This window comes from Streptomyces sp. MBT65, assembly GCF_016612545.1.
Lineage (GTDB): Bacteria > Actinomycetota > Actinomycetes > Streptomycetales > Streptomycetaceae > Streptomyces.
Genome location: NZ_JAENRY010000260.1, coordinates 1 through 11,282, shown reverse-complemented (window position 1 = coordinate 11,282; position 11,282 = coordinate 1). Strand labels below are relative to the sequence as shown.

Genomic DNA, 11,282 nt, shown 5'->3' with positions numbered 1-11,282 from the left:
TCGGCGTGCCCAACGGGGGAAGCACCGGCGCGACGCGGAGGAAGCGGCTGAGGCGCGGCAGGGGTGTCCCGGGTCCGGTATGGGTTCGGGGTCGGGGTCCTCGGGGTCGGGTCCTGGCTCGGGGATGGGTTCTGGTCCGGGGACGGGTTCCGGCTCGGGTTCGGGAATGGGCGCCGGCCCGGGATCAGCTTCGGGCCCTGGGTTGGGTTCTGGTCCAGGAGCCGCCGCGGGCTCGGGTTCGATTCCTGGTCCGAGCTCGGGGCTAGGCTCAGGCTCAGTTTCTGGTCCAGGCTCGGGTTTGAGTTCGGGTTCGGGCTCGGGTCTGGGTCCCACCTCACGTTTGGGTTCTGGTTCGGGTTCGGGTTCGGGTTCAGGTGAGTCGGATCGGAACGAACGACGTATCGAACGTCGGATCGATCAGTTGCGGGCGGGGAGCAGGAATGGTGGTCGGGTGGGGGTGACGTACAAATACTTCGGCGCGCCGGACGGCGCGACCGCGGCCCGCGTCCCGATCTCGATGCGCCCCGAGGAACTCGGCGGCGACGAGCTCGGGATGAACGGCATGTTCACCAAGATCAAGCCGGAGACGATGGCCGCGATGGTCCTCACCGGCATCGAGGGCGTCCCGCTGAACAAGGTGCCCCCGCTGGAACTGGTGGTCCTGCACCCCGACTACGCCGTCGTCAAACTCCCGATGACGGTCGTCGACCCCCTCCGGGGAATCGGCGAGGAGGCGGTCGGCGCGGCGGCGTTCATCTGGTCGACGGTGCCGGACCGGGGTGGGCCTCGGGACGCGTTCAACGTGTACCAACTGCTGCACGAGTGGCAGGACTTCAGCCACCGGTTGCATGAGGCGGGGCATCAGCCGTACTGCTTGGTGTGGCCGTGAGTTGAGGGTTCGTGGGTGATGGGCGGGGTCTTCGGGCCTCGCCTTTCTTCATGTCCCCGGAGGGGGCGTGAAGGAGTCGACCGGCAACTACCGGCCGCCCAGAGCGGGGATTCCACGGAGATGGCCTTCTCGTTGCACAGCCAACCTGGTCGCGAGTTCGATCGGGCCGATCTCGCTCAACGCCCAAAGGCTGCTGACCCGCCGGGCCCATGGCCAGAACCGGTCGCCTACATCCAGAGGCGTGTGGAAGGGTAGAACGGTGATGCCATGGGCGGCGAACGGCTGGTGGTCGAGGTAGCGCAGACCGCCGGTGCCACACAGGTAGTAGGTGTTGCCTGTGACCGCGGCTAGGTCGGCCAGTCGCTCAGACCGGCCTTGGCGGGTCGGAATGGCGCTGCTTTCCAGTACTTCACCGTTCCAGCCGAGAACGATGAGCAGGGCGAGGGTCGATGTCTTCGCGACGTCTGCCACATGGTCCGTGTTTGCGAACCGATCAAGGACTACGTCCAAGGCCTCGCGCACCGCAGGCCAGTAGCAACTGCGGCCGTAGTACTGGCGAATGAGCAGACTGACTGTTCGGCGGGACCGGCGCGGCTCGACGAGCAGCGCCTGGTTGATGAGCGTCGGGCGTCTGTTGGGCAGGTGTGTGGGGAGCGTGAGCCACTGCTGCTTGCTAGAGTCGTCGAGGGCTGCGAGCCGGGTGCGGTGCTGGTAGTCCCGGCGCGCGAACTGAACGTCGTCAAGGACGATCCACCGGTCGGCGGCGAACAGCTTGGCCAGCGTGGACAGCCGGGGAAACAGGTTCGGCTGATGGATCGCGCACACCCCGCCACTCGCCCCGAATCGGGGTGTGTCAGCTACTGATGAGCCGACTGTCGAACCCGGCACGCAGAAGTCGCTCGTAAGCGTCATGCACATCCCCCGGTACGTCCTGCTCGACAGCGAAGCCGAGCTTCGGGTACTCGATCAGCCGTTGCAGGTCTCCGACCAGCATGTCGACGACGAGCTTCTCGTCGGCGATGGACTTGATGTAGTCATCCAACTCCAAAGGCTCGGAAGCGCATACGACTTCGGCCTCGGGCCACAACTTGCGGCAGGTCGCGTACGAGCGGCGTTCCATGTACGGCTTGGAAATCAGCAGCAACGACGCCACCTCCACGCCCGCCTCCGCCAGCAACTGCCGGGAGAAGGTGATGTTCTGGCCGGTGTTCGCCGCCTTCGGCTCGACCAGAATCGCCTCGTCCGGCACGCCCCGGCTCAGCGCGTGCTCGCGGTAGTGGACGGCCTCGCCGCGCGGGAAGCGGGCGCGGGTGGTGGGGCTGTTTCCGCCGCTGAACACGACGACGGGGAAGAGGCCGGCGCGGTAGAGGTCGGCGGCTGTGGTGGAGACGCCGAGGTCGTGGCTGCCCAGGCCGATCGCCGCCGAGCAGGGCCGCAGCTCGTGTCCCATCTGGTGGTAGTTCCAGATCAACGTCGCGTCGTGGAACTGCTCGTCGGTGATCTGACGCTGTTGGTGCTCCGGCACTGGCACTCCCTGACTCATCCCTGCTGGCCCTTTCGGATGCCCTCGATGCTGCGCAACTGGTGGCTCAGCCCGAACTGCCGGGCCAGCTGTGCCGCCTGGTCGAGGACAGACAGCCCATCATTCCGGGTCGCCGCATCCGACAGAAGGATGTGCCCGTACGCGGTGTCCAACCGCACGCGCTGCATCGGGGAGTCGACCGTGCCGGTGGTGCGCGCGATGTCGATGTAGTGCAGGGCCTGTTTCAGGTCGCCGGCGCCGCGGTGGGCCAGGGCGAGCTTCTGGTGCGCGACCGACCAGTCCTCCGGCTCACCCAGGTCCTCGAAGGCCCGGGTTGCGTCCCTCATCACGTTGGTGGCGTACTCGTTGTTGCCCTCCTTGCTCAGCGCCGTGCCGACCCAGAGACGGGCGCGGGCGCGGTCCCGAGGGCTCAAGCGCTCGTCCGTGGCAAGGAGTTCGTAGTATCGGGCGGAGGCTTCGAGCCGGCCGGACATCTCCTGGACGACGGCGAGGGACAGTTCGATCTGCGCCACCCGGCGTGGGATGTCGAGTTCGGTGAACATGACGCGGGCTGTCCGATAGGAGTGCAGAGCGGACAGCGGGCCGAGGATCGCGCCTTGGTCCCGCTGAAGGTCACCGAGCAGGACGAGTGAACGACCGTACAAATAGAGGCCCTTGTCGTCCAGGCCGCGTGGGTCGTGACTTCCCAGCCAGCGGTTCAACAGGGTGGAGGCGAAGGGAAAGTCCTGGCGGCTGACGCAGACCACGGCGCGCTCGATGTCCTCGGTCCAGGTCTCGTAGTCCGCTGGCCGTACACTCTTCCGCTCCGGGAACAGCACCGCCTCGAACCGGGCATGGGCGGCAGCGTCGGCACGAGCGAGCGCGGTGTCGAGCATCGCCTGGGTATCAGGCCGCGGCTGGGTTTCGGCTCCCAGGCTCTCCCATTTGGCCACCGTACGCAGCGCGACACCCAGGTGCTCGGCGAAGGCCCGCATGCTCATTCGCAGAGCAGCGCGCAGAGCGCTCGCTTCCCGGCCCGTCCACTGCCGCACGCTGACCACGGATTACCTCCCTCCGTCACGTATGGAAGCACTCTCGGTGACGACGTGGGGCGGGAAGTGCAACGGAAGTACAACAGCAGGTCATTTCAAGGCCGTTCACGCCGACCGACGCTGTGGACATGGACGACGAACTCATCACGGAACGCCGACGCGTCGCCTTCCCGCAGGTCTTCGGCTACCTACGACACGTCACCGGCGGCCTGGTCCGCCATACGGCGCTCGTCGACTGCCTCACCGACTACTGCCACCGACACGAACTGGCCCTCTGCGGCGTCTTCACCGACCGCGACGCCACGGTAGCCATCCGCTCCCCCGCCTTCGTCGGGCTGGTCGACACCCTCGAACTACCCGACGTCTACGGCGCCGTGGTGCCCGCTCTCAGCCACCTCGGCCCCAGGAGCATCGGCAACGAACGGAAGCGACAGATAACAGCAACGGGCACCCGTCTGATCGTGGTCCGCTCCTTCAAGCCGATCACGGAGTCCGCACCTTCCCGCAGCACGAGCCCCAACCTCCAGCCGCAGGGGGACACATGATGTCCGTGCGCGACGCGCTGCGCAGCGCGCCCATGGTCAGCGACGTTCCCGGACTGCGTCTGCTGAAGGTCGGCAACGGCTGGGACCTCGTGCGCACCTCTACCGAGACCGGCCTCCTGGCCCTGGCCCACCTTCGCGGCACCGGTGCGTCGATCGGCCCGGTGCTCTACGACGGGCCCAACGAGCGCCTCTACTACGCCATCGCGACCGGCACCGCCGACCGCTGGGACGACCTGCCGGTACGGCACCTCTCCACCAACTCCTGGCTCGTCGCACCCGGCATGGAGCGGCTCGACGACTGGTTCGGCGGCTGGTGCGAGCTACCGGACGACAACACCCTCACCGACACGGACGCCCTCCGCACCGCGCTCCAACACCCGTACGTCGCCGCTGCCCAGCAAGAAGCGCGCTCTGCCGCTGGTCTCCAGGGCCGAGCACCTACAGCCGGTCCCGGCAACACCTACTTCAGTCCGACCTGACCGCAAGGGGACATCCGTGACGCCCCATCTCGTCTCACCCAACACAGTCCTCGCCAACGCCCTTCTCCACCCCGAGGACGTCCTGACCCCACGCATCCTGGCCACGCCACCCGAGCGGATCGTGCTCGTCGTCGGCACGCAGATCAACGGCGCCCCGCACATCGGCACCTCGCTCGTCCAGTCGCTTGCCTTCGCCATGGCGGCCCGCCTGCGCGACCGCTTCGGCATCCCCACCGAGGTCCTCTTCAGCGCCCTCGACAACGCCTCGTACGAACTGGTCACGGACCCGGCCAGCGGCCACCGCTACCAACGCGCCTATGCCCAGGCCCTCGGCGACCAGGCCCTGACCGACCTCGTCGCCGCCCTGTATCAGCCCCTGTTCACGACTCTCTCCCAACGCCTGGGCATCCCCCACCGCGTCGAGACCTACACCCAACAGCAGACCGGCGAACACTTCCGCCGCACCTGGCTGCGACTACTGCCCCGACTCGACGCCGCCCGCTGGTGGCTCGCCCCCTCCACCGGCACCCCACACCTTCGAATCCCCTGCCCGCACCCCGGCTGCGGCTGGTCCGAGAAGCACGCGGAACGCACGCGCGTGCACCTCACCGACCGAGAAGGTGCCGAGGTCGATGCCGTCTGCCTCCACCACGGCCCCTACCAGGTCAACATCACACCCACCTCAGGCGGCTACTTGGACCTGGCCACCCTCTACCGCAACCTCGTCAAGGAACTTGCCCTCACCAGCACGGGGGCAGGTGGAACTCTGCACGTCATGGTCAAGGGCGGCGACTGGGTCTTCGGCTCCCTCCTCGTCGACGAAGCCCTCCACGCCGTCGGCCTCACTCGGGCTCAGCTCCCGGCCCGCCTGTTCTGCCCACAAGTCGTCACCGACACCGGCGCGAAACTCTCCAAATCCCTCATCCGCGAAGGCCACGCCCCCTTGCCCGAAGGCGCCGCCAACTGGATGCTCGACACCCGACAATGGCCCGGCACTGTCACCGAGTACGCCGACCAACTGCTGGCCACGGCCGAGACCCTACTGTCCGACCCCCGGCACTTCTTCCGCTCGTACTCCGCATCCGAGATCGGCCGCTTGATCACCGCACCAGCACCCAGGAGCATCCCCGCCCCATGAGCAACACCACCCCGCGCGTCCGCGAACTCAACCTCTACCGCCAGTACTTCGACCTCGTCACCGCCGGCACCAAGACCATCGAGGTACGGGTCAAGTACCCACACCTCGCCGACCTCGCGGCCGGTGACGTCATTCGGTTCCGCATCAAGGGCACGGACGAGACCTGCGAGGTCGAGGTCAAGCGCGTGACCGAGTACCGCGACTTCGAGGCCCTGCTCGAGGGCGAAGGCTCATCCAACGTCAACCCCACCGCCACTCACCACGAACAGCTAGCTAACATCCGCGCGATCTACCCACCCGAGAAGGAGGCCCTCGGCACCCTGGCCATCGAAATCCGGCTTCTCGACTGACTCGCAGACCGCTACGCATCTTGCGTACATGGCCCCACCGATAGGAGTCCGTTCTTACCCCAATAGCACGCTGTCGACAGCCCGTTGCCCATGTGAATCCAGGGGTATCAGGGCGCGAGCGCTGAGCCTCCTACTCCCTGCTATCACTCCCGACCGACGCTACCCCGAGGCATGAGTGCCCACTTGCGATGGGCGCCGGGCTTCCGGCTGTTCCCAGGATTGGCAGTTCAGGTATAAATGTAAATGCCGCGCACCACCGTGACCTTCGCCCATAGCCTCAAGCCGTGACAACCACGACCGAGGAAGATCAATTCCTCAGACGGATCCTGGCCTTGCTGGACAGCGCCCGGCCGTACGAGAGCCTCACCCAGTCCGACTCCAAGCAGTGGCAGGTCCAGCCCGGCAGCGCCCTGGCCGGGGACGACGCCAAGACCGACCCCTACCAGGTCTCGCACAACGCTTGGAACGCCCTGAGCGTGGCCGTCGACCACCTCCACTGCTTCCGCTCCACGTTCGCGAGCAACCCGCAGGACAACTCGGTGTCCGTCACTCTCCACACGCACGGGCAGTACTCACTCCTGCGCGGAGCCTTCGAGAACAGCGCCCGCGCGGTGTGGATGCTCGGCCCCGCCCAGCGACTCGTACGCGTGCAAAGGCGGCTCTGCATGCAGGCCGGCGAGCACAAGCACGCCGACAGCATGGCCGCCCTCCTCAAGCAGCAGCCCCGGCGTCCGCTGGACGTACGGATGCAGCAACTGACGGACCTTGTGGTCACCGCGGGCACGGCCCCGGCCGACGCCAAGAAGGCCCTCAAGCCGGCGACCTACTCCGAGATCGTGCGCGAGGCGGGCGCCTTGACGCCCATGGGCTCAGACCAGGCCGAGGTCGTGTGGAGCAGTTGCAGCTCGCTGGCACACGGCGACATGCACGGCACTCTCAGCGTCCTCGAGCGCAACATCGTGGACACCCAAGGACGCGTGAACCTCACCCAGATCACCAGCTCCCCCAAGGTGCTGTTCTGGGCCACGGACCGCACGGTCGCGATGCTGCAGCGCGGCTTCGACCTCTTCAGGGAACGCGCCACCTGCTACCGCTGACCCGCGACGCGTCCGATGCCGGAATGCCGTCAGTCACCATCACCAGACGAGCCGCGCATCGCACGTTCAGACGGCGCCGTCAGTGCCGAGGGGAACAATCAACTCATGCGCGACAACCACAGGTTCAGAATGGCCGATGGCGCGGAATTCGTCGGCCACCAGGGCGACTCGTTCGAGATGCGCGTCAGCATCCCGTCCGACGACAACGGGTTCTTCGGCCGCCAGTGCCCGGAGTGCTCGTTGGTTTTCCGCATGGACGTCCAGCAGTACGAGGCGCTGCCTGACGACCTCACCCTCTGGTGTGTCTATTGCGGACACCACGCGGAGCACTCGGACTTCATGACCGAGCAGCAGCACGACCGCATCATGCGAGCTGCGGATGACTTCGCCGTGCAGATGGTCAGCCAGGAGCTGGACAAAATGTTCGGCGGACTGGCCCGTAGCTCACGAGGCGGCATCATCTCCTTCTCCTACAAAACACCGCAGCCTTTCTACCCCCGTCCGCTGCCGGGGATCGACGAGGAGCAACTCGTCCGGATCCGCACGTGCGCAGGTTGCCAGAACAACTATGCGGTCTTCGGGGAACACCGGTACTGCCCCGTGTGCGGGCCCCTCCCGGCCGCGTCGATCGCCTTCGACGCACTCCAAGCCGACACCGCACGCCTGGACGCGCTGGAAGCCCTGCGGTCGGATACGAAGGCACTCCTCCGTGAGCAGGGAGTATTCACACGCAACTGGGTCGACACCATGGAGAACGTGGTCGGGATCGTGGAAGCGTTGGCCTCCTCTCTCTTTCGCTCAACCGTGCCGAATGCGGACAACCTACTGAACGGCAAGGGCGCCATCTTCCAGCGTCTCGACCCCATGGCCGCGCTGATCGTCGATGCCGGCTTCTCCGATCCGCGGACCACTCTCGGTCCGCCGACCTGGCAGCGGCTCCTCGAAACCTGGGCCGCACGGCACGTCTTCACCCACAACGACGGAATCGTGGACGCGAAGTACCTGACCAAGGTGCCCAGTTCATCGGCACGGATCGGGCAGCGCATCGTGCTTACCGATGACGTCTGTCGCCGAGCACTCGACGACGCGAAGGCCCTGTGCGAAGCCCTCATCGACGCACTGCGTTAGACAAACGGTTCATCGGACTCCCGGGTCGATCCCCACCGCGCTACTGCCGATCCGCTTTCGGAGCCCGACGGCATTGCGCTGTCGTTCTGCTCACTCGGAGGAGCATGGGATGCCGGGCGGCGCCGCCACCTCGACCCCAACACCCCCTTCACAGAACATGCGTTCGAAGTGAAGGATGGGGGCGATCGCGTGTCAGTTCGGCACGTCGCTCGTTAGGCAGCGCAGTCGGAGCGCCGAGTGGGCAAGCGCTGATGGCCCTTGTCCGCTCGCTACGGGAGGGGACTCATGGGCGATCGCAGCTCGATCGAGTGGACTGAGGCGACGTGGAATCCCACCACAGGATGCGACCGAATCTCCCCCGGGTGTGACAACTGCTACGCCCTGGCGTTATCCAGGCGCCTAAAAGCGATGGGAGTTGCCAAGTACCAGGCTGATGGGGACCCCAGGACATCCGGACCAGGCTTCGGCCTCACCGTGCACTCAGATGCGCTGTCCATTCCGCGCCACTGGAAGGCCCCACGCATGGTCTTCGTCAATTCCATGAGCGACCTCTTCCACGCCAAGGTTCCCCTGGACTTCGTTCGGCAGGTCTTCCAGGTGATCGCCGAGACGCCACAGCACACCTATCAGCTACTGACGAAGAGAGCCCGCAGGCTCCGACGAGTGGCAGACGAACTCGACTGGCCGCCCAACCTGTGGATGGGAGTCTCCGTCGAAAACGCAGATCATCTGGATCGCGTCGACGACCTGCGACAAGTGCCCGCCGCAGTGCGCTTCTTGTCCTGCGAGCCATTGCTCGGCCCACTACCCGTTTTACACTTGGACGGCATCGGCTGGGTCATCGCGGGCGGGGAGTCCGGACCCCACCATCGCCCAGTGAAGGAAGAGTGGTTGGTGGACATCCGCGACGCTTGCAGCGACGCCAACGTGCCGTTCTTCTTCAAACAATGGGGCGGCCGCACCCCCAAGTCAGGGGGCCGCGAGCTCGACGGGACGACCTGGAGCGAGATGCCTCCCCGACTGCCTGTGGCAGCACAGTAACGGCCAAATTCCAGCAGGCACCGTACGCACTCTGGTGGCGTGCGGCAACCGTGTGTGACCCTCTCCCCAAGCAAGGCCAACAGAAGTGGGGGAGCCGTCATGGCCGTGCCGAAGGATGCCGTGTGGGAACGCGATCCACACACAGCAGCAAAACATGACTTACTCAAGAAGTATTTGGAAGCATGGGCACCGATTCTGCTGTCGCGGAACGACGTGATCAGCTACGCCGAAGGCTTCGCTGGGGCGGGGATCTACAAGAACGGTGAGCCCGGTTCTCCGGTCATCGCCTACGACGTCTTCACCGGCGCTCTGCACAGGTACCCGAAGCGTATGCGCATGATCCTCATGGAAGAGGATCTAAGACGAGTTGAAGAATTGGAGCGCCAGATGGCGCTCGTCCGATCCAGGCACACGGACGACGTCACCGAACGACTGGCCGTCGACATACGGCACGGGGACTACCACCCGTCACTCCTGCAGAAGCTGCGCAGCATCGGCTCGTTAGGAAAACCACTCTTCGTCCTTCTGGACAGCTTCGGTGGACCCGATATCCCGTACTCGCTGCTCCACGAGCTGGGGCGCTACCGCGGCACCGAAGTGATGGTGACCTTCGAGCCCAGCTTCCTCACCCGGTTCGCACAGAACCACGACGGCCACCGTCAGCGTGGCGACGAAGCTTTCGGCAGCCAGGACTGGCAGACCGTCTTCCGGCAGCCTTCCCCGCTCAAGTTCGCATTCTTGCGGGAGCAGTACCGGGACACTCTTCGCCGGGCTGGCTTCTCGCACACCCTGTACTTCGAGATGGTCGACGAGGGCAGCAGGAAGCTCTATCTGATTTTCGGCACCCAGCACGAAAGGGGGCTGGAGAAGATGAAGGACGCCATGTGGACGGTCGATCCTTCCTACGGCGTCCGCTACCGCGACCCCAAAGACACGCAGCAGCAGATGCTGGAGCTCGAACTCGAACCGGATACGGCTCCACTACGACGGATCTTGCATGACTTCATAGCGGCGTCTCCCGAGGGACGAGCTGTGTCCGAACTCCGGCGGTACACCCTCCTGGAAACCGTCTACAGGCCCTCTCAAGTGATCAAGCTCGTGCGACTGATGCGCGACGCTGGTGACGTGGCAACGGACCCTCGTGCCATCAGCGCGAAGACACGGGTGGGCCTGGCGACGGCCTCACCCAACACCAGCTCGTCGGCGGAGCAAGGCGCACTCTGGTGAGGGGGCAGTCCCGAGCGTGACGTGCCGTTCGTCAGTTTCTGCAGCCGGCACCGGTCGCGGTCACCTCGTCAACTCACCGCTTGCTCCCGGGCTGTCGGATCCACGACCGCCCCTCGGGGACAGGTCGTGGTACCGGACGTAGACGGTGATTCGCACCCCATTGACGCGGGTTGTCCCGTCCTCGTGGAAATAGCGCCGCAGGGTGCTTGTCTTCGCTTGCTCCTGGGGGGTGGTCGGGGAGTGCGTACCCGCCGGGTCGCGGACCGCGACGATTCGGTCGAATTGCAGGATGCGTGCCGCTATGTGCCGGGCGGGGAGTTCGACTCCGGCGAGCGTGTTCGACGAGACGGGGTCCTGTGCCAGGGCGAGGTCTGTCAGGAGACGGGTGTCGTCGGGGTCGGCCGCGGTCAGGATCCGGTGCTGGCCGGGGAGGTAGAGCAGCCCGTCGCCGGGTCGGCCTGCCTTGCGTACGGCGGCGCCGATGGCCGTGACGTCGTTGCTGCGGCTCTGGGGCGTCCTCAGGAAAAGGCTCGTCGGGACGAGCGCGGCCAGTACGGCCACCGCCGCGATCCAGGCGTAGCGGGAAGACCGTTGCCGTCGGAGGAACCGCAGGAAGTGGTCCGTGCAGGCGCCCAGCAGCAACGCGATTCCGATGTTGCTGTAGACGACATAGCGGTCGACGAACAGGGGCTTGACCACTGAGGCGGTCAGCAGGAGGAGGCCTGGAAGCACAAGGATCGGCACAGCCAGCGCGGGGAGCCGCACGGGTCCCCTGGCCTCCAGAAACCCCCTTGTCCCCAGAGACCCCTTCGCC

General features: G+C 66.0%; 12 protein-coding genes and 1 pseudogene. 9 read left to right on the top strand and 4 right to left on the bottom strand.

Features of this window, described 5'->3' with window-relative positions; all coding sequences use genetic code 11:
• Positions 1-451: 451 nt before the first annotated feature.
• Complete coding sequence (locus JHN63_RS39210) at positions 452-889, top strand: hypothetical protein (protein ID WP_019061278.1); 438 nt, start codon at positions 452-454, stop codon at positions 887-889.
• 87 nt (positions 890-976) lie between these two features.
• Here the strand turns inward: JHN63_RS39210 and JHN63_RS39205 are convergent, their stop codons facing one another.
• The 3 genes from JHN63_RS39205 to JHN63_RS39195 are packed head-to-tail and all read right to left on the bottom strand — an operon-like array spanning position 977 to position 3,472.
• Positions 977-1,714, bottom strand: a complete 738-nt coding sequence (locus JHN63_RS39205; RefSeq protein ID WP_200689879.1) for a WbqC family protein — start codon at positions 1,712-1,714, stop codon at positions 977-979.
• 28 nt (positions 1,715-1,742) lie between these two features.
• Positions 1,743-2,432, bottom strand: a complete 690-nt coding sequence (locus JHN63_RS39200) for a YdcF family protein (RefSeq protein WP_200689878.1) — start codon at positions 2,430-2,432, stop codon at positions 1,743-1,745.
• On the bottom strand, positions 2,429-3,472 hold the full coding sequence (locus JHN63_RS39195; RefSeq protein ID WP_200689877.1) for a DNA-binding transcriptional regulator: 1,044 nt from the start codon (positions 3,470-3,472) through the stop codon (positions 2,429-2,431). Before JHN63_RS39195 ends, JHN63_RS39200 begins: the two co-directional genes overlap by 4 nt.
• A gap of 119 nt (positions 3,473-3,591) precedes the next feature.
• Here JHN63_RS39195 and JHN63_RS39190 point away from each other — a divergent pair, with 119 nt between their 5' ends.
• The 8 genes from JHN63_RS39190 (at position 3,592) to JHN63_RS39155 (ending at position 10,468) form a co-directional block, all read left to right on the top strand.
• Positions 3,592-4,008, top strand: a complete 417-nt coding sequence (locus JHN63_RS39190) for a hypothetical protein (RefSeq protein WP_234478366.1) — start codon at positions 3,592-3,594, stop codon at positions 4,006-4,008.
• The gene (locus JHN63_RS39185; protein ID WP_234478365.1) at positions 4,005-4,487 is read left to right on the top strand and encodes a hypothetical protein; all 483 of its coding nucleotides are present in this window, start codon (positions 4,005-4,007) and stop codon (positions 4,485-4,487) included. The genes JHN63_RS39190 and JHN63_RS39185 overlap by 4 nt, the downstream gene beginning before the upstream one ends.
• A gap of 16 nt (positions 4,488-4,503) precedes the next feature.
• The gene (locus JHN63_RS39180; protein WP_200689876.1) at positions 4,504-5,625 is read left to right on the top strand and encodes a hypothetical protein; all 1,122 of its coding nucleotides are present in this window, start codon (positions 4,504-4,506) and stop codon (positions 5,623-5,625) included.
• A complete protein-coding gene (locus JHN63_RS39175) occupies positions 5,622-5,975 on the top strand; it encodes an ASCH domain-containing protein (RefSeq protein WP_200689875.1) in 354 nt (117 codons plus the stop codon). Before JHN63_RS39180 ends, JHN63_RS39175 begins: the two co-directional genes overlap by 4 nt.
• A 284-nt stretch (positions 5,976-6,259) precedes the next feature.
• A complete protein-coding gene (locus JHN63_RS39170) occupies positions 6,260-7,072 on the top strand; it encodes a hypothetical protein (protein ID WP_200689874.1) in 813 nt (270 codons plus the stop codon).
• Positions 7,073-7,177: 105 nt separating this feature from the next.
• On the top strand, positions 7,178-8,200 hold the full coding sequence (locus JHN63_RS39165) for a hypothetical protein (RefSeq protein ID WP_200689873.1): 1,023 nt from the start codon (positions 7,178-7,180) through the stop codon (positions 8,198-8,200).
• A gap of 285 nt (positions 8,201-8,485) precedes the next feature.
• Positions 8,486-9,241 carry a DUF5131 family protein gene (locus JHN63_RS39160; RefSeq protein WP_200689872.1) on the top strand — a complete coding sequence of 252 codons (756 nt, stop codon included), beginning with the start codon at positions 8,486-8,488 and terminating at the stop codon, positions 9,239-9,241.
• A gap of 99 nt (positions 9,242-9,340) precedes the next feature.
• A complete protein-coding gene (locus tag JHN63_RS39155) occupies positions 9,341-10,468 on the top strand; it encodes a three-Cys-motif partner protein TcmP (RefSeq protein WP_200689871.1) in 1,128 nt (375 codons plus the stop codon).
• 60 nt (positions 10,469-10,528) lie between these two features.
• Here the strand turns inward: JHN63_RS39155 and JHN63_RS39150 are convergent.
• Positions 10,529-11,282: pseudogene (locus tag JHN63_RS39150) on the bottom strand (hypothetical protein); the annotation flags it as partial.

What these genes read in the sequence shown, in the direction of transcription:
- JHN63_RS39190 (WP_234478366.1), top strand. Translation starts at nt 3,592, where the DNA reads ATGGACGACGAACTCATCACGGAACGCCGACGCGTCGCCTTCCCGCAG.
- JHN63_RS39185 (WP_234478365.1), top strand. Translation starts at nt 4,005, where the DNA reads ATGATGTCCGTGCGCGACGCGCTGCGCAGCGCGCCCATGGTCAGCGAC.
- JHN63_RS39200 (WP_200689878.1), bottom strand. Translation starts at nt 2,432, where the DNA reads ATGAGTCAGGGAGTGCCAGTGCCGGAGCACCAACAGCGTCAGATCACC.
- JHN63_RS39155 (WP_200689871.1), top strand. Translation starts at nt 9,341, where the DNA reads ATGGCCGTGCCGAAGGATGCCGTGTGGGAACGCGATCCACACACAGCA.
- JHN63_RS39160 (WP_200689872.1), top strand. Translation starts at nt 8,486, where the DNA reads ATGGGCGATCGCAGCTCGATCGAGTGGACTGAGGCGACGTGGAATCCC.
- JHN63_RS39175 (WP_200689875.1), top strand. Translation starts at nt 5,622, where the DNA reads ATGAGCAACACCACCCCGCGCGTCCGCGAACTCAACCTCTACCGCCAG.
- JHN63_RS39165 (WP_200689873.1), top strand. Translation starts at nt 7,178, where the DNA reads ATGCGCGACAACCACAGGTTCAGAATGGCCGATGGCGCGGAATTCGTC.